Source organism: Amycolatopsis sp. lyj-109, from assembly GCF_046548995.1.
GTDB lineage: Bacteria > Actinomycetota > Actinomycetes > Mycobacteriales > Pseudonocardiaceae > Amycolatopsis.
In genome coordinates, this window is sequence record NZ_JAJPWR010000034.1 from 38795 (window position 1) to 60358 (window position 21564).

The 21564-nt window shown below is 71.3% G+C and carries 25 protein-coding genes and 1 pseudogene; 13 read left to right on the plus strand and 13 right to left on the minus strand.

The window, feature by feature from the left end:
• Window positions 1-19: 19 nt before the first annotated feature.
• Genes yhjD through ACLJQF_RS43725 form a run of 4 tightly spaced genes read right to left on the minus strand, consistent with a single transcriptional unit; the run spans window position 20 to window position 3043 of the window.
• Window positions 20-1030 (minus strand): inner membrane protein YhjD, encoded by a 1011-nt coding sequence (yhjD, locus tag ACLJQF_RS43710; protein WP_410616213.1) that lies wholly within the window; start codon window positions 1028-1030, stop codon window positions 20-22.
• 9 nt (window positions 1031-1039) lie between these two features.
• Complete coding sequence (locus ACLJQF_RS43715; protein ID WP_410616214.1) at window positions 1040-1576, minus strand: AAA family ATPase; 537 nt, start codon at window positions 1574-1576, stop codon at window positions 1040-1042.
• Window positions 1573-2607, minus strand: a complete 1035-nt coding sequence (trpS, locus tag ACLJQF_RS43720; protein WP_410616215.1) for a tryptophan--tRNA ligase — start codon at window positions 2605-2607, stop codon at window positions 1573-1575. The genes ACLJQF_RS43715 and trpS overlap by 4 nt, the downstream gene beginning before the upstream one ends.
• A gap of 46 nt (window positions 2608-2653) precedes the next feature.
• Window positions 2654-3043, minus strand: a complete 390-nt coding sequence (locus tag ACLJQF_RS43725) for a hypothetical protein (RefSeq protein ID WP_410616216.1) — start codon at window positions 3041-3043, stop codon at window positions 2654-2656.
• Between the two features lie 439 nt (window positions 3044-3482).
• On the opposite strand from ACLJQF_RS43725, the pseudogene ACLJQF_RS43730 reads away from it, so the two are divergent.
• A pseudogene (locus ACLJQF_RS43730) lies at window positions 3483-3557 on the plus strand (glycoside hydrolase family 19 protein); the annotation flags it as partial.
• 43 nt (window positions 3558-3600) lie between these two features.
• Here the strand turns inward: ACLJQF_RS43730 and ACLJQF_RS43735 are convergent.
• Entirely contained in the window at window positions 3601-4419 is an 819-nt protein-coding gene (locus tag ACLJQF_RS43735) for an exodeoxyribonuclease III (protein ID WP_410616261.1), read from the minus strand.
• A gap of 114 nt (window positions 4420-4533) precedes the next feature.
• Here ACLJQF_RS43735 and ACLJQF_RS43740 point away from each other — a divergent pair, with 114 nt between their 5' ends.
• The 3 genes from ACLJQF_RS43740 to ACLJQF_RS43750 all read left to right on the plus strand — a co-directional run bounded on the left by ACLJQF_RS43740 (window position 4534) and on the right by ACLJQF_RS43750 (window position 7116).
• The gene (locus tag ACLJQF_RS43740; protein ID WP_410616217.1) at window positions 4534-5292 is read left to right on the plus strand and encodes an MBL fold metallo-hydrolase; all 759 of its coding nucleotides are present in this window, start codon (window positions 4534-4536) and stop codon (window positions 5290-5292) included.
• Between the two features lie 614 nt (window positions 5293-5906).
• Window positions 5907-6488, plus strand: coding sequence for a TetR/AcrR family transcriptional regulator (locus ACLJQF_RS43745; RefSeq protein ID WP_410616218.1), 582 nt, complete (start codon window positions 5907-5909; stop codon window positions 6486-6488).
• Between the two features lie 79 nt (window positions 6489-6567).
• Complete coding sequence (locus ACLJQF_RS43750) at window positions 6568-7116, plus strand: permease (RefSeq protein WP_410616219.1); 549 nt, start codon at window positions 6568-6570, stop codon at window positions 7114-7116.
• Between the two features lie 4 nt (window positions 7117-7120).
• Here ACLJQF_RS43750 and ACLJQF_RS43755 read toward each other — a convergent pair whose 3' ends face one another.
• On the minus strand, window positions 7121-7417 hold the full coding sequence (locus tag ACLJQF_RS43755) for an SH3 domain-containing protein (RefSeq protein ID WP_410616220.1): 297 nt from the start codon (window positions 7415-7417) through the stop codon (window positions 7121-7123).
• A gap of 183 nt (window positions 7418-7600) precedes the next feature.
• Window positions 7601-8824, minus strand: coding sequence for an NADP-dependent isocitrate dehydrogenase (locus tag ACLJQF_RS43760; RefSeq protein WP_247060730.1), 1224 nt, complete (start codon window positions 8822-8824; stop codon window positions 7601-7603).
• A gap of 254 nt (window positions 8825-9078) precedes the next feature.
• Here ACLJQF_RS43760 and ACLJQF_RS43765 point away from each other — a divergent pair, with 254 nt between their 5' ends.
• From ACLJQF_RS43765 to ACLJQF_RS43775, 3 genes are read left to right on the plus strand one after another with little or no spacing between them, the layout of a single operon-like run.
• A complete protein-coding gene (locus ACLJQF_RS43765) occupies window positions 9079-9600 on the plus strand; it encodes a hypothetical protein (protein ID WP_410616221.1) in 522 nt (173 codons plus the stop codon).
• A gap of 25 nt (window positions 9601-9625) precedes the next feature.
• Entirely contained in the window at window positions 9626-10006 is a 381-nt protein-coding gene (locus ACLJQF_RS43770) for a DUF2203 domain-containing protein (protein WP_410616222.1), read from the plus strand.
• 9 nt (window positions 10007-10015) lie between these two features.
• Window positions 10016-10633 (plus strand): class I SAM-dependent methyltransferase, encoded by a 618-nt coding sequence (locus ACLJQF_RS43775; RefSeq protein WP_410616223.1) that lies wholly within the window; start codon window positions 10016-10018, stop codon window positions 10631-10633.
• A 3-nt stretch (window positions 10634-10636) separates the two neighbouring features.
• Here the strand turns inward: ACLJQF_RS43775 and ACLJQF_RS43780 are convergent, their stop codons facing one another.
• Window positions 10637-11125: a hypothetical protein gene (locus ACLJQF_RS43780; RefSeq protein WP_410616224.1), complete on the minus strand. Its 489-nt coding sequence runs from the start codon at window positions 11123-11125 to the stop codon at window positions 10637-10639.
• Window positions 11126-11209: 84 nt separating this feature from the next.
• Entirely contained in the window at window positions 11210-11623 is a 414-nt protein-coding gene (locus tag ACLJQF_RS43785) for a DUF2000 family protein (RefSeq protein WP_410616225.1), read from the minus strand.
• 50 nt (window positions 11624-11673) lie between these two features.
• Here ACLJQF_RS43785 and ACLJQF_RS43790 point away from each other — a divergent pair, with 50 nt between their 5' ends.
• Together ACLJQF_RS43790 and ACLJQF_RS43795 are read left to right on the plus strand one after the other, a co-directional pair.
• The gene (locus ACLJQF_RS43790; RefSeq protein ID WP_410616226.1) at window positions 11674-12450 is read left to right on the plus strand and encodes a helix-turn-helix domain-containing protein; all 777 of its coding nucleotides are present in this window, start codon (window positions 11674-11676) and stop codon (window positions 12448-12450) included.
• A 43-nt stretch (window positions 12451-12493) separates the two neighbouring features.
• Complete coding sequence (locus ACLJQF_RS43795) at window positions 12494-13072, plus strand: HhH-GPD-type base excision DNA repair protein (protein ID WP_410616227.1); 579 nt, start codon at window positions 12494-12496, stop codon at window positions 13070-13072.
• A gap of 231 nt (window positions 13073-13303) precedes the next feature.
• Here ACLJQF_RS43795 and ACLJQF_RS43800 read toward each other — a convergent pair whose 3' ends face one another.
• Window positions 13304-13738, minus strand: a complete 435-nt coding sequence (locus ACLJQF_RS43800; protein WP_091304590.1) for a TrmH family RNA methyltransferase — start codon at window positions 13736-13738, stop codon at window positions 13304-13306.
• A gap of 197 nt (window positions 13739-13935) precedes the next feature.
• On the opposite strand from ACLJQF_RS43800, the gene ACLJQF_RS43805 reads away from it, so the two are divergent.
• Entirely contained in the window at window positions 13936-14124 is a 189-nt protein-coding gene (locus ACLJQF_RS43805; RefSeq protein ID WP_410616228.1) for a DUF1918 domain-containing protein, read from the plus strand.
• Here the strand turns inward: ACLJQF_RS43805 and ACLJQF_RS43810 are convergent.
• Window positions 14121-15299, minus strand: a complete 1179-nt coding sequence (locus tag ACLJQF_RS43810) for an MFS transporter (RefSeq protein ID WP_410616229.1) — start codon at window positions 15297-15299, stop codon at window positions 14121-14123. The two genes, ACLJQF_RS43805 and ACLJQF_RS43810, sit on opposite strands and share 4 nt — an antisense overlap.
• Window positions 15300-15408: 109 nt before the next feature.
• On the opposite strand from ACLJQF_RS43810, the gene ACLJQF_RS43815 reads away from it, so the two are divergent.
• Both ACLJQF_RS43815 and ACLJQF_RS43820 read left to right on the plus strand, forming a co-directional pair.
• On the plus strand, window positions 15409-15732 hold the full coding sequence (locus ACLJQF_RS43815) for an ArsR/SmtB family transcription factor (protein ID WP_410616230.1): 324 nt from the start codon (window positions 15409-15411) through the stop codon (window positions 15730-15732).
• Window positions 15733-15916: 184 nt separating this feature from the next.
• Window positions 15917-17101: an MFS transporter gene (locus ACLJQF_RS43820; protein WP_410616231.1), complete on the plus strand. Its 1185-nt coding sequence runs from the start codon at window positions 15917-15919 to the stop codon at window positions 17099-17101.
• A gap of 62 nt (window positions 17102-17163) precedes the next feature.
• Here ACLJQF_RS43820 and ACLJQF_RS43825 read toward each other — a convergent pair whose 3' ends face one another.
• Entirely contained in the window at window positions 17164-17487 is a 324-nt protein-coding gene (locus ACLJQF_RS43825; protein ID WP_410616232.1) for a DUF3017 domain-containing protein, read from the minus strand.
• Window positions 17484-18341, minus strand: a complete 858-nt coding sequence (locus ACLJQF_RS43830) for a bifunctional methylenetetrahydrofolate dehydrogenase/methenyltetrahydrofolate cyclohydrolase (RefSeq protein WP_410616233.1) — start codon at window positions 18339-18341, stop codon at window positions 17484-17486. Before ACLJQF_RS43830 ends, ACLJQF_RS43825 begins: the two co-directional genes overlap by 4 nt.
• Before the next feature lie 223 nt (window positions 18342-18564).
• Here ACLJQF_RS43830 and ACLJQF_RS43835 point away from each other — a divergent pair, with 223 nt between their 5' ends.
• On the plus strand, window positions 18565-21531 hold the full coding sequence (locus ACLJQF_RS43835) for a glycohydrolase toxin TNT-related protein (protein WP_410616234.1): 2967 nt from the start codon (window positions 18565-18567) through the stop codon (window positions 21529-21531).
• Window positions 21532-21564 lie beyond the last annotated feature (33 nt).

Here is a 21564-nt window from a genome sequence, read left to right on the forward strand (position 1 = left end):
TTTACCAAGCGGCCGGGTGTCAAGACTTGCGACGGCCACCCAGCCACGCGAGCAGCGCACCGGCGCTGAAGGCACCCGCGACGGCGCCCAGTCCCGGCCCGCGCTGCACGGTGACGTTCTGCTCGAGCCGCACCGGCGGCGGGGGCGCGACGACTTTGTGTTCGTTCTCCTTCGCCGTCGCGGTCCACGCCGTGATGAGCAGGAGGAAGCGCGAAACGAGGTTCGCGAACACGAGCAGCCCGATGACCGGCCCGAACAGCGCGGCCGACGGCGACTTCGTGACGCTGGCCAGGTAGAGCGAGCCGACCTGCTGCAGGATGACGAACCCGACGGCGGCGACCACGGCCCCCTTGACGGCACTGCGCAGCGCAACCTGCTCCCGGGGCAGGCGGGCGATCACCCAGAGGAAGACGAGGGTGTTCGCGGCGAGCCCGAGCACGATGGTGGCCCCGCGCAGCAGCACGATGGCCCAGGTGGCGTTTTCGAGCCCGACGAGTTCGAGCAGGAACTGCCCGACCCCGCCGCCGACGGCGGTCAGCGCGAAGGAGACGACGAGCGCGACCCCGAGCCCGATCAGCGCGACGAGGTCCTTGAGCGTCTGCTTGACGATCGGCTGCGGCTGTTTTTCCTGGCCCCACTGCGCGGTGAGCGCGTCCCGCAGGTTCGACATCCAGCCGATGCCGGAGTAGAGCGCGATGAGCAGACCGAAGATCCCGATCCCGCCGCCGGAGTCGAGCGCGCCCTGGACGATGCCGTTGACGAGGTCCTTGAGGCCTTCGGGAACGGAGCCGTCGATGCTGACGGTGATCTTGTCGATGATCGTCTTGTCGTGGTTGACGACGAGTCCGACGACGGCGAAGGCCACCATGAAGAGCGGAAAGACGGAGAGAACGCTGAAGTACGTGATGGCGGCGGCGTAGTGGTTGCCGTACCGCTCGGTGAAGGCCTCGTTGGCCCGGATGAGGTGATCGAGCCACGGGTACTTCCGCCGCAGCCGCGGCAGGAGCTTTTCCTTCTCTTCGTTCGCCACCGTGAAACGCTAACCACGCTTGGTGAACCCCGCAACGCGAGTGGCGGGTGCGGGGGATGCCGGCAGGCTCTTCCCGACGAGGCTGCCTGTGTTGTCCACAGCGTCGGCCGGTTGTGGACAAGCCGCCCGTTTCCGGCCGCGGAAACCGGGTTCGTCGGTGGGCGCCGATAGACTGGACTTGGGCACGCCCCCCAGGGAGGGCGGGGGAGTTTCGGGTCGGCGCCCGGCACCCGGCACCAGCGCCACTTCGTGGAAGCTCGCCCCGCATTCACTCGCCAGCGCTTCGAGCCGTTCGGGAAAGCCCGCGCGAACCACCAGCTGCGGCACCACCACGTCGTGTCCAGCACCGAGATGCGTGCGCGCGGCCGCCACCGCGATGTCCCGCGCCAGCAGACCGGCTTCGCCCGGGGACGCGCGCCAGCCGCCGAGCATGGCGCGGATCCGGTCCACGTCCAGGGCCAACGCGGGCGGGTGGTGGTCGGCGTAGCGCCGGGCGAGCGTCGACTTGCCGCTGCCCGGCGGGCCGTTGAGCAGGATCAGCTTCACCGCACCGGCGGCAGGAACCCGATCCGCTGGTACGTCTTGGCCAGCGTCTTCGACGCGACCTCGCGCGCGCGTTCGGCACCCGCGGCGAGGACCTTGTCCAGCTCCGCGCGGTCGTCCAAATAGGACTGCGCGCGCTCCTGGATGGGCGTCACCCACTCGACGAACACCTCGCCGAGGTCCTTCTTCAGGTCGCCGTAGCCCTTGCCCTCGTACGCCGCTTCGAGGTCCGGGATCGTGCGGTCGGTCAGGGCCGAGTAGATGGTCAGCAGGTTCGAGACGCCCGCCTTGTTCTCGGCGTCGAACTTGACCTCGCGGCCCGTGTCGGTGACCGCCGAGCGGATCTTCTTCGCCGAGCGCTTCGGGTCCTCGAGCAACTCGATGATCCCGTTGACGTTGGACGCCGACTTGCTCATCTTGGCCGTCGGTTCCTGCAGGTCGTAGATCTTCGCCGTGTCCTTGATGATGTACGGCTCCGGCACCACGAACGTCTTGCCCAGCCGGTTGTTGAAGCGCTGCGCGAGGTCGCGCGTCAGCTCCAGGTGCTGGCGCTGGTCCTCGCCGACCGGGACGGCGTCCGCCTGGTACAGCAGGATGTCCGCCGCCTGCAGGACCGGGTAGGTGAACAGGCCGACACTGGAGCGGTCGGAACCCTGCTTCGCCGACTTGTCCTTGAACTGCGTCATCCGGCCGGCCTCGCCGAAGCCGGTCTGGCACTCCAGGACCCAGCTCAGCTGGGCGTGCTCCGGGACGTGGCTCTGCACGAACAGGGCGCTGCGCTGCGGGTCGATGCCGATGGCCAGCAGCTGCGCGGCCGAAACGCGGGTGCGCTGCCGCAGCACCTTCGGGTCCTGCTCGACCGTGATCGCGTGCAGGTCGACGACGCTGTAGAACGTCTCGTGCGTGTCCTGCAGCCGCACCCACTGGCGCAGCGCACCGAGGTAGTTGCCGAGGTGGAACGAGTCGGCGGTGGGCTGGATCCCGGACAGGACCCGCGGGCGGCGCTCTGCTGCGACGGTCTGCTCTTCGGACACGTCAGGATTCTTCCAGGCCGGGACGATCGGCGGACGCCGAGGGCCCTCAGGCGTTCGGGCGCGGCGCGAGGAACGGCCGCGTCGGTGTGACGTCGGGGTCGGCGAGCACGGCTTCGGCCATCGCGGTGACCGGGCACGGGAGGTCCACCACGACCGTGGTGGCCTCGGCGAGCGCCACGGCGGCGCGGGTCTTGCGGCGCTGGCGCAGCACACCCAGGGTCATGCCGACGATGCCGAGCGCGACCGCGACCAGTCCGACGGGACCGAGCAGGCCGAAGGTCTCCGCGTTGGTGTCGGCCTGCGCCGACGTCGTCACGGCGGCGAACGCGCTGCCGCCGCCGGCCAGGAGCAGGCCGACCGGGACGAGCGCGACCACCACGGCCGCGCGGGAACCGCGCAGGGTGGACCGCAACAGGGTTCGACCTGGGTTGCGCACCGGAGTGCCTCCCGCGAGTACGCTCACCCATCCGAGTGAGACGTTGCGTGCTACTGGTCAAAAAACTACCGAGCGTGTCAAGACCTGCCGGTTCTGATCAACTCGAAAGCGAGGGTAGCGCTCATTCCGTAATACGCTTCCGGCGCCCCCAGGGTTCACTTTCACTACCCGGATGGGTGACACGACTACTACTTGCAGTAGAGCGTGTCCGGAGGGTGTCCGGTCGGGTGTCACCCGTTCTCCGCAGCTTCCGCTCATGCTGCGACATTTACCGCGGTGTCGACTGACCCGATCGTGTCCACCTGTTCGGACAACTTTTCACCGGATAGTGATTGGGTCTATACCTCTTAGAGTAGTTCTCGAGCCTGAAGCGCGCTCGCCAAGGCCGCACTAGCTGCACCGCCCGCGTCCGCCGCGTCGCGTGAAGGAGCAGGAAGCCGCCGCGTACTACGGCCGCGGCCCGATCCAGTTGAGCTGGAACTTCACATACAAGGCCGCCGGCGACGCGCGCGGTCCGCCGGCATCCTCGGTGTCCCGACGGGCGGCAACCTCTCCTGCTAGCCGGGGAAGCCGATGTCGTAGGTCGCGGTGACCGGCGCGTGATCGGACCAGCGCTGGTCGTAGGCGGCGGCACGCTCGACCACGACGTCGACGACCTTCTCGGCAAGACCGGGTGTCGCGAGCTGGCAGTCGATGCGCCAGCCGGAGTCGTTGTCGAAGGCCTGGCCGCGGTACGACCACCAGGTGTACGGGCCGGGGCCTTCGGGGTCGAGGCGGCGCTGGACGTCGGTGAAGCCGGCCTCGGTGTAGACGCGGCCGAGCCAGTAGCGCTCTTCGGGCAGGAAGCCGGAGTTCTTCCGGTTGCCGCGCCAGTTCTTGAGGTCGACGGTGTCGTAGGCGATGTTCCAGTCCCCGACGACAACGGCTTCCCGCCCGGCCGCGGCGGCCTTCGCCCGCAGCTCGACGAGGTAGGGCAGGAACGCGGCCATGAAGCGTTCCTTCTCATCTTGGCGTTCGGTACCGACGTCGCCGCTGGGCAGGTACAGGCTCGCGACGACGACGTTCGGCAGGTGCACCTCGAGGTACCGCCCGCTGTCCTCGAACTCGGGCTCACCGAAGCCGATGCGCACCTCTTCGGGCTCGACGCGGCTGTACACGGCGACGCCGTTGCGCCCCTTGGCGGCCGAGGGGGCGTGCACGGAGAACCACCCATCGGGATCGACGACGGCCGCGGGCAGCTGACTGGCTTCGGCCCGCACCTCCTGGCAGGCGACGACGTCGGCCTTCGTGGCGGCGAGCCACTCGACGAAGCCCTTCTTGGCGGCGGCGCGGAGGCCGTTGACGTTCACGGTGGAGACGGTCAGCACGAACTGCACGCTACCGGCCACGACGCCGCGCCCGAGACATCGGGGCCGAGGCATCCGGGCCCGTCGCCGCGGGTGCCGGAAACCGGTGCGGGGAGCCGAGGCTGCTCTGCCAGACTGCCGCGCATGGGCGAAGCAGGGAGCCGGCTCACGGTGCTGGGCAGCTGCGGTGCGTGGCCGGAGCCCGGCCGGGCCTGCGCCGGATTCCTGCTCGCGCACCACGGCTTCCGCGTGGTGCTCGACCTCGGGTACGGCGCCGCACCGCGGCTGTTCACGCACTGCCGCGACCGGCTGCCCGACGCGGTCGTCGTGACGCACGAGCATCCCGACCACTGCACCGACGTAAGCGCGCTCGGACGGGCGTGGCACCACACGGTCCAGATCGACGCACCCTCGGCACGGCTGCCGCTGCACTGCACGCCCGGCACGGTCCGCCGGCTCGAGGCGATGGAGCCTCGCCCGCACCCGGCGACGCTGTTCGACGTGCACGACCTCGCCGAGCCGGCCGACGTCGGGCCGTTCCGCTTGACGCCGTACGCGCTGCCGCACCACCAGCCGAACTTCGGGGTGCGCCTCACCGCGCCCGGGCTGACCGTGGCGTACACGGGCGACACGGGACCGTCGCCTGCCCTGGCCGACCTCGGGCGCGACGCGGACCTGTTCATCTGCGACGCCACCCTCCGCACCCCACCGCCGGAGGGAGAGCGCCGCTACCTGATGACGGCCGCGGAGGCGGGCCACTGGGCGGAGAAGGCGGGCGCCCGCCGGCTCCTGCTCACCCACTTCTGGCCCGGCACCGACCGCGCCGCGGCCGCCGAGGAGGCCCGGAGCGAGTTCGGCGGCGAGGTGCTGGTCGCGGAGGAGGACCTCGCGATCGCGCTCTGACACCCGCCAGCCAACTCAGGCCGCCCACGTCAGGACGGCCACGTCAAGCCGCCCACGCCAGGCAGGCCGCACGGAGCACCGATCAGATCCGGCCGCTCGAACGCCCTCCGGACAGGCCGACCGCACACCCCGGCCAACCTCCGAAGCGACCTCACCCCGGCCAGGCTCCGAAGCGACCGCACGCGCCGTCAGCCTCCGAAGCAACCGCACGCCCGGCCTACCTCCGGACGGACCACACACCCGGCCGGCCCCGGACCACCAGTCTCCCTGGCCACAGCACCCCGGCACCGACCCGCCGAAGATCTCCCCCACGCGCTCCGACCCCCGTCCGAGCGCGGTCCCCGGGTCTCGATCCCCACCGCTACCGGCACCGCACGCCGCCTGAACGTCTCCGCTCGGCCCGCGAGACTCCCCCTGGAGACCCCGCGGACACCTCCGGCCCATGCCGCGATTCAGTTGTCGCCCGCCCCCGGACGTTCCCTCCTTCCCGGCGGCCCAACGCCGCCACCTGCTCTTTTCGACCTGATCAGTTCTAGCACCGACCACCGACAAAAACCGGCCCTTGACCACCGAGGCTACGAAGCATAGCTTTAAAGCTATGCCAAGTAGCCACCATGTCGCCTAGAGCCGGACTGACCACCGACGCCGTGGTCGATCTCGCCGTCGCCCTCGTCGACGAACTAGGACCCGACCAGCTCACCCTCGCCAAGATCGCCGACCGCGCCGGGGTGGCCGCGCCTTCCCTCTACAAGCACGTCAAGAACCTCGCCGACCTCCGGCGGCTGATCGACCTCCGCGTCGTCAAGGAAATGGCCGAAACCCTCCGCACCGCCGCCACCGGACGCGAAGGCGGGGACGCCGTCGCCGCCCTCGCCGACGCCTACCGCGCCTACCTGCGGCGGCACCCGCACCGCACCCACGCACTGACCGCCGCCCCGGACCGCGGAGACGTCGAACTCAGCACCGCCACCCACGCCGTTGCCGAAGTCGTGTTCGCCGTTCTACGCCCGTTCGGCTTCGACCACGCCCGGTCCGTCCACGCCACGCGCTGCATCCGCGCCGCCGTTCACGGCTTCGCCGGGCTCGAGGCATCCGGCGGCTTCGGACGCCCCGAAGAGGTCGGCGAGAGCTTCGAAGTGCTCAAGAAGATGCTCGTCCAGGGCCTGGAAACCTACGCAGAACAGGAAAACCGATGACCTTCATCCTCGCCGTCCTCCTCTTCACCGTCGGGCTCGGCGTGCTCGACGCCCGCTTCCCCTGGACGGAGGCCCGCAGATGATCGCCGGGCACTTCGGGCTGGCCGCCGCCGTCAAGGCGGGCCGTCCGGCCATTCCCGTCTGGACGCTCATGCTCGCCACCGCCTGGCTCGACGTCGTCTTCGTCCCGCTCTACCTGAGCGGCGTCGAGACGATCGACGGCGAAGGCTACGGCGGCGGCGTCATCCACGCCGACTACACGCACTCCCTCGTCGGCGCGCTCGTGCTCGCCGCGCTCTTCGGCGCCGTCGCGAGCCGATGGCTCGGCCGGGAAGCCGGGCTCGTCCTCGGCGGGGTCGTGTTCTCGCACTGGCTGCTCGACCTCGTCGTGCACCGCGCCGACCTGCCGATCCTGCCCGGCAACGCCGGCGATCTGCCCGTCTTCGGCTTCGGGCTCTGGCGGCTGCCCGCCGTCTCGGCCGTCGTCGAACTGCTGATGCTGGCGATCGGCGTCGGCCTCTACTGGCGCGCCGCCGCGAAGCGGGACCCCAAACGCGCCAGGACGCTCGGCCTGTCGGCCGCGGCTTTCGGCGTCATCACGCTCGCGGCCGACCTGATCGGCGTCTGAGACCTCAGCAGGCGGAGCCGGCGACGGGCTGGGTGAACTCGGCCGCCACCCACTTGTCGTCGGCCACCTTGCGGAAGCCGTTCTGCACGCCCGGCATGGCGTCGAACTGGGCGTCGCGCAGGTACTTGCCGACGATCTTCGCGTTGCCGTCGGCCGCCTCGCGGGCGTTCAGGACGTCCGCGATCACGGTCACCTTGCAGCCGGTCGCCGACGCCCCCGACGCCTGCTTGCCCGTGTTCATGGCGTAGACGATGACGACCAAGGCGAGCGCGCCCAAGATGAGCAGAGTCTTCTTCGACATGCTTTCCTCCAACCCGCGAGCCCCGGCCCCACGCCAAGGGTAGGCAATCCTTTACCCGGGCGGCAGCGCCGGACGTCGCAACCACCCGGAGGCGCCAGCGGTTCACGCCCGCGGTGACAACGCGTGATCAAAGCGAAAGCCCCCTCCCCGGCGAACCGGGAAGGGGGCCTCCACCTGGCAAACTCAGCCCTGGGCGATCTTCTTCGCCAGGTTGTCGTCCAGCGTCGCGAGGAACTCCTCGGTCGTCTGGAACGGCTGGTCCTTGCTGATGAGCAGCGCCAGGTCCTTCGTCATCTGACCGCTTTCGACGGTCTCGACGACGACCTCTTCGAGCTTGTTCGCGAAGCCGATCAGCTCCTGGTTGCCGTCCAGCTTGCCGCGGTGCTCGAGGCCGCGGGTCCAGGCGTAAATCGACGCGATCGGGTTGGTCGACGTCGGCTTGCCCTGCTGGTGCTGGCGGTAGTGCCGGGTGACCGTGCCGTGCGCGGCCTCGGCCTCGACGGTCCGGCCGTCCGGCGTGCGCAGCACCGAGGTCATCAGGCCGAGCGAGCCGAAGCCCTGCGCGACCGTGTCGGACTGGACGTCACCGTCGTAGTTCTTGCACGCCCAGACGTAGCCGCCCTCCCACTTCATCGCCGCGGCGACCATGTCGTCGATCAGGCGGTGCTCGTAGGAGATGCCCTTGGCGTCGAAGTCGGCCTTGAACTCGGCCTGGAAGATCTCCTCGAACACGTCCTTGAACTGGCCGTCGTAGGCCTTGAGGATGGTGTTCTTGGTGGAGAGGTAGACCGGCAGGCCGCGGTCCAGGCCGTACTGCAGCGAGGCGCGCGCGAAGTCCTCGATCGACTTCTTGTAGTTGTACATCCCCATGGCGACGCCGCCGCCCTCGGGGAACTTCGCGACCTCGAACTCCATCGGCTCGGAGCCGTCGTCCGGGGTATAGCTGATGGTCAGCGTGCCCGGGCCGGGGACCTTGAAGTTGGTGGCCTTGTACTGGTCGCCGTGCGCGTGGCGGCCGATGATGATCGGCTTCGTCCACGTCGGCACCAGCCGCGGGATGTTCTGGATGACGATCGGCTCGCGGAAGATCACGCCACCGAGGATGTTGCGGATCGTCCCGTTCGGGGACAGCCACATCTTCTTGAGGCCGAACTCTTCGACGCGCGCCTCGTCCGGGGTGATCGTGGCGCACTTGACGCCGACGCCGTGCTTCTTGATCGCGTTCGCGGAGTCGATCGTGACCTGGTCGTCGGTGCGGTCCCGCTCCTCGATACCCAGGTCGTAGTAGTCCAGGTTCACGTCCAGGTACGGGTGGATCAGCTTGTCCTTGATGAACTGCCAAATGATGCGGGTCATCTCATCGCCGTCGAGTTCGACGACGGTGCCCTGGACCTTGATCTTGGCCATGAGCAGCGGTGCTCCTTCCGCGGATCTTCGCGTTGCTTCATACGTCTCGCCGGTAGCGGTACAAGCGTACTGCTTGACGGAGCTGGATGGTTCCAGTAGTGGTCGGCATCAAGTCTCCACCCGCCCTTTGTGGCACGGATCACCGGGCACTCCCGCCGGTCAGCCGATCCGACCGCTTGCCGAGCGACCGTCGCTTTCGCGAGTGAACCGGGGCACGATGCCACCCGTGAATCCATGATGCGGGAGGTGACGGCATGACGACCCATCGGTACGCCGGCTACGAAGCCGACTACGAGAACGAGTACGAGGAACCGGACGAGCCCGGCGACGTGCTCGACGAGCGGCCTCGCCGTGGCGCGGCGCACGTGGTCAGCGCGCTCGGCGGGCTCGTGCTCACGCCGGTCGCGCTCGGCCTGGTGAGCTGGGGCGGCCTGCGCCAGCAGCAGCTGATCCAGGCCACGCTGAGCACCAACCGCGACGCCCTCGGCATCGCGCTGCTGGCCGGCGGGGCGATCCTGCTGCTCGCCGTCGCCGCGCTCGGCGCGCTGTCGGCGACCGGCCCGATCCTCGGCGGCCTGATCTACGGCGTGCTGCCCGGCGTCGCCGCGATGGCCACGCCCGAATGGGGGTTCCGGCTGGTCAACCTGATGCCGAAGAGCGACATCGCCTACGGCGTCATGGACTTCCTCTTCATCGGCGGCCTGCTCGGCGTGGGCTTCCTGCTGGTCGGCAGCGGGCTGGCCAACGCGCTGGTCCGGCGGCGCCGCGAAGGCTGACGCACGCCGGTGACATCATCGGCGGATGGGACTGTTCACCGTCGCGGAAGCTCGCGACGAACTGGCGCGCCTGCGGCCTGTCCTCGACGAGCTGGTGCGCGTCCGCGCCGACGCCGCCGAGCTCGCGGCGTCGCTCCGGCCGGGCGGCCGGGCCACCGAGCTGGGCGGCCTGCCCGAGTGGAAGGCCGCGCAGGCCCACCTCGACGACCTGATGACGACGGTCCAGCGCACCGGCGCCGAGCTCAAGGGGTTCGCGCCGCTGCTGGTCGACTTCCCGGCCGAGCTGGACGGCACCGACGTCCTCCTGTGCTGGCTCGAAGGCGACCACGACCTCGGCTGGTACCACCGCACCGACCTCGGGTTCGCGGGCCGTCGTCCCCTGAAAACCGCTGGTGGGCCCGGCTAGGTTGGGTCCGTGAGCGACGAATCCCGGGCCGCCTTCTTCGACGGCACAGCCGAGCACTACGACGACGACACGTTCCACGCCTCGGTGGCGGAAGCCCTGGTCGAGCCGCTGCCCTCCGGCCCGGAACTCGTGGTGGACGTCGCCACGGGAACGGGCTTCGCGGCGTACGCGGCGTTGCAGTTGAAGCCCGCGCGCGTGCTGGCCGTCGACCTTTCGCCGGCCATGGTCGCGCGGGCCGAGGCGAAGGCGCCCGCGCAGGATCCGTCAGGCGTGATCACGTGGCAGGTCGGGCCGGCGGTGCCGATGCCGGCGGCGGACCACTCGGCCGACGTGGTGCTGTGCGCGTCCTCGCTGCACTTCCTGGGCGCGGTGGCCTTCGCCGACTGGCTGCGCGTGCTGAAACCGGGCGGGCGGCTGGCGTTCTCGGTGGTGTCCGGGGCGCGGTTCCGGCCGTCGGGCCCGTTCGCCGAGTTCGTGCCGGACGACCTGTCGTTCCCGCTCGACGAGGCCGGGGCGGGAGCCCTGGCCTCGTCGGCGGGCTTCGTGGCGGTCACCGCACGGACGTTCACCGTCGACGGCGGTGACCGGGTCCGGAGCGTCTTCCTGGTGCACGCCACGGCCCCGTGAGGGTCAGCGCGTGAAGTGGACCTCGCCACGGGTCGCCGGGCCGTCGGGGCTGCCGCAGCGCTGGACGAACGTCAGGTCCACGCCCGTCGCGTCGAGGCGATCGATCGTGAAGTCCGCGTAGTCGTCGCCGCAGCCGAAGCCGCGGGTGACCACCAAGATCCCCGGTGTGCCGAGCGCCGGGTCGCTCGGCCCGCGGTAGCGGGCGCCGGTGTACGTCCCGGTGTGCAGGGTTTCCCCCGCCGGTGCGCTCAACTCGATGCGGAGGTAGTCGAAGCCCGCATCGACGTCGACCGTCAGCCGGCCGTCGTACTCCCACACGGCGATCTCGTCACCCGGCGAGGCGTAGTGGGTGCTCCCCTGCATCGGCCAAGCGCCGTCTTCCGAGGTGTAGCTCACCGTCTGCACCGGGTCCGCCGACGCGACCGGCACGAGCACCACACCCAGGCCGGCCGCCGCCGTCAGGACCACGCACGCGCGACGAAGTGAATTCACGGAACCTCCCCATTTCGAGCCGCCCTCCGCGGCGCTGCCGATCATGCTGGCAGCTCACCCACGCGGGTGAAAGAGCAGTTCTACTCAGCGGTGCAGCGACGCCCCTTTGAGGATCTTGTCCACGGCGTTCTTCGGCCCGTGCACCGCCAGCCCGGCCAGCGCCAGCTTCTCCCCCGGTACCTCGCGGACCGCCGCGCGGTTGTCGGCGTCGTTGCCGGTGTGGAACAGCTCGTCGGTGAAGATCGAAAACCGCAGGCCGCGGCCCAGTGCGCGGCCGTGGGCCGCGGTCAGGACGTCCGCCGTGCCGGAGAAGACCAGCACCGGCTGGCCGAACATCGGCAGGTACTGCGTGCCGTCGGCGTCGGCGTACGGCTCGCCCATCAGCTCGGGGGTCACGTGGGCGATCCCGCTCACCAGGAACGCCGTGACGTTGAGCCGCTGCCAGGACGCCAGGTCGTCGCGGAGCAGGACGGCGATCTTCGTGTCGAAGGAACTCATGCCCCGAAGACTCGCCCGGGTGCCACGCCCGCGTCTTGTACGTTCTTGACATGGCGGACGTCGCGGCTTGGCGGCCGGCGGTCCCGGGGATCGCCGAGGTCTTCCACGCGCGCTTCACCACGCACGCCTACCCGCTGCACACGCACGACACGTGGACGCTGCTGATCGTCGACGACGGCGTCATCCGCTACGACCTCGACCGCCACCACCACGGCGCGCTCGGCCCGGCGGTGACGCTGCTGCCGCCGAACGTCGCCCACGACGGCCGGGCCGCGACCAGCCACGGCTTCCGCAAGCGCGTGCTCTACCTGGACACACCGGTGCTGGGCGAAGACCTGATCGGCGCGGCGGTCGACCGGCCGAGCCTCGCCGACGGCCTGCTGCGCACCCGCATCCACCAGCTCCACGAGTCCCTGGCCGAACCCGGCGACACGCTCGAGGCCGAGAGCCGGCTCGTGCTGGTGGCCGACCGCCTGCGCACGCACCTGGGGAAACCGGCGACGCACGAGCCGAAGCGCGGCCTCGCCGACGACCTTCGGAACCTCCTCGACGCGCGCCTGCCGGAAGCGCTGACGCTGGCCGAGGCGGGCGAGACGCTCGGCGCGCACCCGGCGTACCTCGTCCGCTGCTTCGGGGCGCGGTTCGGCCTGCCACCGCACCGGTACCTGACCGGCCGCCGGGTGGACCGGGCCCGCCGGCTGCTGCTCGACGGCACCCCGGCCGCGGAAGTCGCGGCGGCGGCCGGCTTCTCCGATCAAGCTCACTTGACTCGGCACTTCAAGCGGTACCTGGGCACGACGCCGTCGCGCTACGCGAAATCCCGGTGACGGATGAGGAAGCCGGCGGCGCGGGCTGTGTCAAAATGACGGCATGCTGCGCGAACTGCACCTGACCGGCGACCCGGCGGCCGACAAGCTGCTGAACGACGACCCGTTCGCCCTGCTCGTCGGGATGCTCCTGGACCAGCAGTTCCCGATGGAGCACGCCTTCGCCGGCCCGCGGAAGATCGCGGACCGGATGGACGGCTTCGACCTGGCGAAGATCGCCGCGACCGACGTCGAGACGTTCGTCGAGCTGTGCGTGGTGCCGCCGGCGATCCACCGCTACGGCGGTTCGATGGCCCGCCGCGTCCACGCGCTCGCCCAGCACATCATCGAGAACTACGACGGCCGCACCGAGGGCATCTGGCTCGACGGCCGCCCGAAGCCCGACGGCCCGGAAGTCCTGAAGCGGCTGCGGGCCCTCCCCGGGTTCGGGGAGCAGAAGGCCAAGATCTTCCTGGCCCTGCTGGGAAAGCAGCGCGGCGTCCAGCCGAAGGGCTGGCGCGAGGCGGCCGGCGCGTACGGCGACCGCGGCTCGCGCCGGTCGATCGCCGACGTCACGAGCGCCGAGACCCTCGGCCAGGTCCGCGCGTTCAAGAAGGCCGCCAAGGCCGCCCAGCCGGGCTAACGCACCCAGACGCGCAGCGGGCCCAGCGGCTCGGCGCCGTGGTCCAGCGCGGTCCGCAGCTCGTCGCCGAGCCGCGGGACAGCACGGCCACCCGCCCGCACTCGATCCACGTCGCTTCGAACAGGATCGAGAACTCCGGCAGGTCCAGCGTCGCGAAGCTGTCCTTCACGGAACACCCCGCGGGGCCGTCGACGAGCGGGAGGTTTTCCGCGACCGTCCACTTGAGACTGCTCACAGCAGACCGGCGAGCTTGTAGAGCACGAGACTCCCTGCCACCGCGACGTTCAGGCTGGCGCCGGTGCCGACCATCGGGATTTCGACGACGCTGTCGAGCAGATCGAGCGCCTCCGGCGGGATCCCGGTCTGCTCGTGGCCGAGCACGGCGATCGTGCGGCCGCGGGCGGCGGGCAGGTCGGCCAGCCGGACGGCTTCCTCGGCCAGTTCGACGCCGACCACCCGGGTACCCGCTGCCCGCTCGCGCGCCAGCCAGCCCGGTGGGTCGTGCACCCAGTGCACGCAGGCCGGACGCCGCAGCGTGTTGCCCCTCCGCAGCGCTTCGGGCACCCACGGGAACCGCGGTACGGCCAGACACGCACCGACGGCGTCACAAGTGCGCAGCAAAGTGCCGAGGTTCGCGCCGTGCAACGGCCACAGCGGGGCGGCCACCAGGTGACCCCAACAGGAATGTGCGGTGCTCCGCCGGGTCTTCCGCAGCTCCCGTGGCGTGCGGACCCGGACCGAAGGGCTCACCGGCGCCGAGGCGCGGCGCCTCCGAATTCGCTGATCATGCCTCGGATTCTAACCCGTTCGCGGGGTCCACGGGACGAGTTTCCGCTCCTACCCTGGACACGGAGGTGAAGCCCATGCACGCAGGAGTAGGAGACGAAATCCAGGTGCACGGCCGGACCGTCGGGTCGGCCGAGCAGCACGGCGAGATCCTCGAAGTCCGTGGTCCCGACGGCGCCCCGCCGTATCTGGTGCGGTTCGCCGACGGGCACGAAGGGCTCGTGTACCCCGGGCCCGACTGTGAGGTCCAGGCGCACGCCGACTAGCCGACGGCGACCTGTTCCCGAGGCTCGCGGACCCGCCCCCACGCCGCGCCCACCAGCAGCAGGGCCACCAGCGTCAGCGCGGCCGCGACCTCGGGCAGCAGGCGCGGGCCGCCCGAAGCGAGCACCGCTCCCCCGACCAGGCCGGACAGGCCGACGCCGAGGTAGATCGCGGACGCGTTGAGCGAGAGCACCAGCCCGGCGTGGCCCGGCGACAGTTCGATCAGGCGATGCTGCACCGGCGGGTTGAACGACCAGGTCGCCAGCCCCCAGACGAACAGCGAGATGCCGGCCGCGACCGGTGTCACCGTCGTCAGCGGCAGCAGCGCCATCACGGCGGTGATGGCCACGGTGACCACGAGCAGCGGCCTGCGCGAGCCCCAGCGGTCGGTCGCCCGGCCGCCCGCGAAGTTGCCGATCGCGCCGCCGACGCCATAGCAGAAGAGCAGCACCGTCACGGTCGTGCCGTGCACGCCCGCGGTCGCGGCCAGCAGCGGTGAGACGAACGTGTAGACCATGAAGGCGGCGAGGCAGGCGAGCACCGTCGTGGCCAGCATGACGAGCACCCGCGGGTCGCGGCCCGCGGCGAACCGCTCGGCCAGGCCGACCCGCGGCGGCGCGACGACCGTGGGCAGCGCGAACCGCACGGCCAGCGCGCTCACCAGTGAGAACGCGGCGACCAGCGCGAACGCCGTCCGGTAGCCGAGGTGCTGCGAAATGAGGCTGCCGAGCGGGACGCCGAAGATGAGTGCGACCGTCAGGCCGCCGAACACCAGCGCGACGGCGCGGCCCCGGCGTTCCGGCGCGGTCAGCTCGGCCGCCACGGCGCTCGCCGCCGGCGTGAACACCGCGGCGCCGACCGCGGTCACCACCCGGGCGACCAGGAGGGAGCCGTAGCCGGGCGCGAGCGCGGCGAACAGGTTGCCGGCGGCGGTGACGGCAAGCGCGGCGACCAGCAGCGTCCGGCGCTCCCAGGTGCCGGTGGCCGCGGCGAACAGGGGCGAGCCGATCGCGTACGCGATGGCGAAAGCGGTCACGAGCTGCGCCGCGGCCGTGGCCGAGACGTGCAGCTCGCCGGTCAGCGCGGGCAGCAGCCCGGCGACGATGTAACCGCTGGTCCCGACGCCGAAGGCGCCGAAGGCGAGGACCGAGATCCTCGAAGGAGCAGGTGCGGACATGGGCTGAGCCCCCAAGCGAAGCAGGGATTGGTTCGACGAACGTCGTAGTTCGACAGTCACCGTACTACGACCCGGCCACCAATTTCGACCGGCGTCGTACAATGGGCTCATGGCCAAGCACGCGACCCTGCCGCCGCTCTACTACCCGGCGCAGGAGGAGATCACCGTCGAAGGCGTGCTCCGCGCCCTCGCCGACCCGGTGCGGCTGGCCATCGTCCGCCAGCTCGCGGCGAGCGATCGGGAAATCTCCTGCAGCGGCCTGACCGTGCCGGTGACGAAGTCCACAATCACCCACCACCTGAGCATCCTGCGCCAGGCCGGTGTCGTGGCCGGCCGCCAGGAAGGCACCACGCGGTTCAACTCGTTGCGGCGCAACGATCTTGACGCCCTGTTCCCGGGCCTGCTGAACGGCGTCCTGGCCGCTCCGCGCTGATCATCGCGCCCGCGGTGTGGATCGTCACGCGATATCGGGATGACAACGACCCCCCTCGCTTGTTGGACTAGGGCGTAGGCAGCTCACGGCGCTGGGGCCGAATGGCTGCCTCTCTTTATGCCCCCTTACTGAACCGATCCAGAGATCGGCCAAGTAATCGTTTACTCACCCTGGAAGGAGTGCCGTGCCCGTCGCGCTGCTCGCGCTCGCCATCGGAGCTTTCGGCATCGGGACCACCGAGTTCGTCATGATGGGCGTGCTGCCCCAGGCGGCCGCCGACTTCGGCGTCGACATCCCGACCGCCGGCCATCTCATCTCCGCTTACGCCCTCGGCGTCGTCGTCGGCGCCCCGCTGCTCACCGCGGTCGCCGTGCGGCTGCCGCGCAAAACCATGCTGCTGGCCATGATGGGCCTGTTCACGGTCGGCAATGCCCTCTTCGCGCTGTCCCCGAACCAGGAGTTCGGCATCGCGTTCCGGTTCCTCGCCGGCCTGCCCCACGGCGCGTTCTTCGGCGCCGGGGCCGTCGTCGCCTCCAGCCTCGTCGGCCACGGCGAGCGCGCCAAGGCCGTGTCGATGATGTTCCTCGGCCTGACCCTGGCGAACGTCATCGGCGTGCCGCTGGGCACGCTGCTCGGCCAGCAGGTCGGCTGGCGCGCCACCTTCGGCGTCGTCGCCGTGATCGGGCTGGTCGCCATCGCGGCCATCGCGAAGCTCGTCCCGCACCAGGGCAAGCCCGCCGCCGAAGCGTCGCTGCGCAACGAGATCGGCGCGTTCAAGCGGCCGCAGGTGCACCTCGCGCTGGCCATCGTCACGTTCGGGCTGGGCGGCGTGTTCGCCTGCCTGTCCTACATCACGCCGATGCTGACCGACGTCGCCGGCTACTCGCCGTCGAACGTCACCCTGCTGCTGTCGCTGGCCGGGGTCGGCATGACGATCGGCAACCTGCTCGGCGGCCGGCTGGCCGACCGCGCGCTGATGCCGAGCCTGTACATCGCGCTGCTGGCGCTGGCGTCCGTGCTGGGCATCTTCACGATCACCGCCCAGGGCAAGATCGGCGCGGCGATCACGATCTTCTTCGTCGGCGTCGCCGGGTTCATGATCGGCCCGATGATGCAGGCGCGGATCATGGAGAAGGCGGGCGGCACGCCGTCCCTGGTGTCGGCCGCCGTCCAGTCCGCGTTCAACATCGCCAACTCGATCGGGGCCTACCTCGGCGGCCTGGTGATCGCCGGCGGGCTCGGCCTGGTCGCCCCCAACTGGGTCGGCGCCCTGCTCGCGGTCTTCGGCCTCACCTTGGCCGTCGTCTCGGGCACGCTGGACCGCCGCGAGGCCCGCGCCGAACAGCGCGAACTCGCACTCGCCTCCTGACCCTGCCGCAGTTGTCGTGAGTGGTAATTCGGGTTCTAACCCGAATTACCACTCACGAGCGGTCAACCGGAGCCGAGGGGGCCGCCGGTGATCGTCAGGGCGACGTACAGCACCGCGGTGGCCAGCGACGTGAACGTCACGACGTCGACGAGCTTGCCGCGGATCGCCAGCAGGCCCGCCCTGGGCGTCGGCAGCACGGCCCGCAACACCGCGGCGAGGAGGAGCGCGGCGCCGATCAGCGCCGCGCCCTCCCGCCAGTGGTACTGGAAGATCCGCAGCGCCGCAACGGCCACCACCAGCAGCACCGCCGCGAACGGCAGCTGGGCGAACCGGGCCGGGCCGCTCCGGCGGTCGCCCACGTCCCGCCGGTCCTCGGTCATCGTCATCGGCCCTGTACCGAGCGTTCCGCCGCCTCGACGACGTTGCTGACCAGCATCGCCCGGGTCATCGGACCCACCCCGCCCGGGTTCGGCGAGATCCAGCCGGCGACCTCGGCCACTCCCGGGTGGACGTCCCCGGTGAGCTTGCCGTCCACATGGGACACGCCGACGTCGAGCACCGCGGCGCCCGGGGCCACCATGTCCGGCGTGATGATCCCCGGCACCCCGGCCGCGGCGACCACGACGTCGGCGCGGCGGACCTCGGCGGCGAGATCGCGGGTGCCGGTGTGGCACAGCGTCACGGTGGCGTTCTCGCTGCGGCGGGTCAGCAGCAGGCCCAGCGTCCGGCCGACGGTGATGCCGCGGCCGACCACGGTGACGCGCGCGCCGTTCAGCTCGACGCCGTGGCGCTTGAGCAGCTCGATGATCCCGTACGGCGTGCACGGCAGCGCGCCCTGCTGGCCGAGCACGAGCCGGCCGAGGCTGACCGGCGCGAGGCCGTCGGCGTCCTTCTCCGGGTCGATCCGCTCCAGCACGCGGTTCGCGTCGAGGTGCTTCGGCAGCGGCAGCTGCACGATGTAGCCGTGGCAGGCCGGGTCGGCGTTCAGCTCGTCGACGACGGCTTCGAGCTTCTCCTGGGTGATGTCGGCCGGCAGGTCGCGGCGGATCGAGTTGATCCCGATCTTGCCGCTGTCGGCGTGCTTCATCCGCACGTACGAGTGCGACCCCGGGTCGTCGCCGACCAGGACGGTGCCGAGGCCGGGCGTCACCCCCTTCGCGGCGAGGGCCGCGACGCGGGGTTCGAGCTCCGCGAAAATGGCGTTCTTGGTGGCCTTGCCGTCGAGAATCTTCGCCGTCACGCACCCCATTCTGGCAAAGCGGCCCCCGCGCGTCGCTTCCAGGCGCGGGTGGTCGCAGCCCGTAGAGTGATCGCTACCCCACACGGTCCACTCGCGACGATGACCGCGATCAAGCTGTGATCTACCGCACGTCGCATCACCCGAGGTCAGGCAGTGTGCCACCGGGTGCTTGAGCGGCAAAACCCACATGCGGGGTGCACTCGCGCGCGCGAACAGTCAAAATGTGCGGGTGGCACAACCGACGACGCAGCTGAACGCGACCGAGCAGGACACCCTGGTCAAGCAGATCGGACTTGCCCTGCTCCGTGCCGCCCCGCGCGACTGGCGCAAGGTCTCCGCGGAATACCGAGCGGTCGGCAGGTACCACGAGCTGACCGGCGAGATCGTCACCGAGGACGGAACGGTGCACGAGTGGCTCGCCACCCACGACATCGCGACCCTGTTCGGCAGGCTCCGCGGTGGCATGTACCGCGACGGCCGCGGAACGTGGTTCAACGCGCGCTACCAGCTCGACCACCCGTCCAGCTACAACCTCGAGTACAACCGCGACGAACCGGTGTGGAACCTCGCGCCGCCGCCGATGGCCTACTCCGACGAGCTGCGGATGTTCCCGCGCACCGAGGAGAACGTGCCCGAGTGGCTGATCCGGCGGATGTCCGGCCTCAGCCCGGAGCAGCCGGGACCGCACTTCCGGATCGCCCGGATCTTCGACACCGTCGGCCCGGCCGGCCGCCCGGTGCTCAACCGGCCCGACCTCGAGGTCGACGAGCAGGACCGGCTGCTGGAGTACCTGGAGCACGCCCCGCTGGTGGTGCCCGAGCGCGGCTACGACATCGACCGGCTGGCCGCGGCACCGGAAGCGACCGTCCCGGTCGCCTTCCACAGCGACGGCCAGTGGGTCTGGCCCGCCGCTGTCAACTTCTACCTCCACAAGTACGGCGTTTCGCCCGAACCGGACCTGGTCGAGCACGTCCGCGCGGTCGGCTTCACGCTGCCGCCGGTGGACGAGCCGACGCTGCAGGCCGCGGCCGCGTACCTGACCCGGGGCAACCAGCCGCCACCGCAGCAGCGCCCGGCCGGGCCGCCTCCGCAGGGCCCGCCGCCCCAGGGGCTGCCGCCGCAGGGACCGCCGCCCCAGCCGCCGGTGCAGCAGCAGGCGCCCCCCGGCCCGCCGCCTGTCGCACCCCCGCCCGTCGCGCCGCCGCCGCAGCATCAGGAACCGCCCGCGCTGGTGGAAGAGCCCCTGTCGGTGCACACCCCGGCCGAACCGGAGGCTCCGGCCGAAGAGCACGAGTACGCCGAAGAGAGCTTCGACGAGCAGGAGTTCGACGACCGCTTCGCCGAAGAGGACCACCAGTACGGCGAAGAGGAGTACCCGCAGCAGCCCGAGCACGCGGTCGGGACGAACGGCTCGGCACCGGAGCCGGGCCGGGTGCCCGACCTCGAGGAGACCGCGGAGTACGTCCCCGACCAGCCGATCGGGCAGGAGCCGCAGCCGCCGCGGGACGACGAGCCGTTCCCGCGGCACGACGCCGAGCACGCGGCCTTCCAGCCCCCGCGGGAGGACGACCACGCCTTCCCGCCCGCGCCGGCCGTCGAAGAGGAACCGGCGGACCACCGGGAGGAGGAGCCGGCACACGCGGCGTTCGACCCCGGTCCGGCCGACGAGGCGGGACACGCCTTCGACACCGGCCAGGCGGACGAACCGGCGCACGCCTTCCAGGCGGCGGGCCAGGACGGCGCCTTCCAGCCCGGCCAGCCGCCGCGGCACGACGACGCATTCCAGCCCGGCCAGCCGCCGAGGCACGACGACGAGCCGTCGCACGCGGCCTTCCAGCCGCCACGCCACGACGAGGAGCCGTCGCTCGGGGCCTTCCAGCCGCCACGCCACGACGAGGAGCCGTCGCTCGGGGCCTTCCAGCCTCGGCACGAGGACGAGCACGCCTTCCAGCCCCCGGCCCGGCCGGAAGACGAGCCGGCGTTCCAGCCGCCGCGGCGTGAGCAGCCCGCGTTCGACCCGGGCCCGCCGACCATGATCACCCAGCCCGAGGTGCCCGGCGTGCTGCCGGTGCCGGAACCGCCGGCCCCCCAGGCCCAGGCCCAGGCCGAGCCGCCCGCTCCGCCGCGTCCGGGCCGCCGGGCGCTGCGCCGCGAGACCCCGGACCACCCGGTGCTCGCCGGCCTGCAGACCAAGCTCGACGAGCTCGACGTCCCCGAAAGCGGCTACAAGCTGGGCGAACCCGCCGAACACGGGTGGAGCGTCGAGGAAGTCGAGGACGGCTGGCGCGTCGGCTGGTACGACGGCAAGCTCAGCAACCCCGCGGTGTTCGGCGACGCCGAGGACGCGGCCGCGTTCATGCTCGGCAAGGTGCTGCTCAACCCGGAGGGCCACCTGCCCCCCGAGGAGCCGCCCGCGCCGGAGCCGGAACCCGAGCCCGAACCGGAACCGGCGCCGCGGCGGGTCGTCGCGACGCTGTCGCCCGAGATCGCGACCGGCTCGTACCCGGTCCGCAAGCCCGAGCCGGTCCCGCCGCAGGAGCAGACGGCGTTCACCAGCGCCGAAGAGCTCTTCGGCGACATCGAGGACGACGAGCCGCCGGCTCCCCCGCGCCAGCCCGCCCCGGTCCCGGCCGGGCCGCCGCCGGTCGCCCAGCAGGCCGGCCCGCCGCCCGCGCCGCCCCGGCGCGAACCGCCGTCGGCGCCGACCGTCCTGGCTCCGGTGCCGCAGGGTGTCCTGCCGGTGCCGCCGCCCCCTCCGGTGGCTCCGCCCGCACCGCCGCGCCGGGAGGAACCGGTCCGCCCGGCCGTCAACGGCGGCGGGGGCGGTGGCCAGCAGCAGTGGCCGATCGGCCCGATGGCCGGCGAGCCGCCGCTGACCCTGTTCCGCGGCAAGGAACTGCGCGAGCTGCCCGCGGGCAGCGAGCTGGACCGCTTCGGCGGCCCGAACGGCAACCTGACGTACGCGGCGGGCACGCCGTTCGCCGAGCGGTCGCTGGTGCCGGAGTGGATCAACCGCCCGTACCACGTCTACCGGGTGCAGCGGCCCCTGGAGACTCTGGCCGGCGTCGCGATCCCGTGGTTCAACCAGCCGGGCGGCGGGGCGGCGTACCTGCTGCCGGCGTCGATCGAGGAGCTCTTGGCCGAGGGCGACCTGATCGAGCTCGACCCGGGCGAACCCCCGATCGACTGAGTGCTTCGAAGGCCCCGGCGCTGCCGGGGCCTT

Coding starts and splice junctions, on each gene's coding strand:
- ACLJQF_RS43740 (WP_410616217.1), top strand. CDS start 4,534: ATGGGCGAAGCAGGGAGCCGGCTCACGGTGCTGGGCAGCTGCGGTGCG.
- ACLJQF_RS43745 (WP_410616218.1), top strand. CDS start 5,907: ATGTCGCCTAGAGCCGGACTGACCACCGACGCCGTGGTCGATCTCGCC.
- ACLJQF_RS43750 (WP_410616219.1), top strand. CDS start 6,568: ATGATCGCCGGGCACTTCGGGCTGGCCGCCGCCGTCAAGGCGGGCCGT.
- ACLJQF_RS43755 (WP_410616220.1), bottom strand. CDS start 7,417: ATGTCGAAGAAGACTCTGCTCATCTTGGGCGCGCTCGCCTTGGTCGTC.
- ACLJQF_RS43760 (WP_247060730.1), bottom strand. CDS start 8,824: ATGGCCAAGATCAAGGTCCAGGGCACCGTCGTCGAACTCGACGGCGAT.
- ACLJQF_RS43765 (WP_410616221.1), top strand. CDS start 9,079: ATGACGACCCATCGGTACGCCGGCTACGAAGCCGACTACGAGAACGAG.
- ACLJQF_RS43770 (WP_410616222.1), top strand. CDS start 9,626: ATGGGACTGTTCACCGTCGCGGAAGCTCGCGACGAACTGGCGCGCCTG.
- ACLJQF_RS43785 (WP_410616225.1), bottom strand. CDS start 11,623: ATGAGTTCCTTCGACACGAAGATCGCCGTCCTGCTCCGCGACGACCTG.
- ACLJQF_RS43790 (WP_410616226.1), top strand. CDS start 11,674: ATGGCGGACGTCGCGGCTTGGCGGCCGGCGGTCCCGGGGATCGCCGAG.
- ACLJQF_RS43795 (WP_410616227.1), top strand. CDS start 12,494: ATGCTGCGCGAACTGCACCTGACCGGCGACCCGGCGGCCGACAAGCTG.
- ACLJQF_RS43805 (WP_410616228.1), top strand. CDS start 13,936: ATGCACGCAGGAGTAGGAGACGAAATCCAGGTGCACGGCCGGACCGTC.
- ACLJQF_RS43810 (WP_410616229.1), bottom strand. CDS start 15,299: ATGTCCGCACCTGCTCCTTCGAGGATCTCGGTCCTCGCCTTCGGCGCC.
- ACLJQF_RS43815 (WP_410616230.1), top strand. CDS start 15,409: ATGGCCAAGCACGCGACCCTGCCGCCGCTCTACTACCCGGCGCAGGAG.
- ACLJQF_RS43825 (WP_410616232.1), bottom strand. CDS start 17,487: ATGACGATGACCGAGGACCGGCGGGACGTGGGCGACCGCCGGAGCGGC.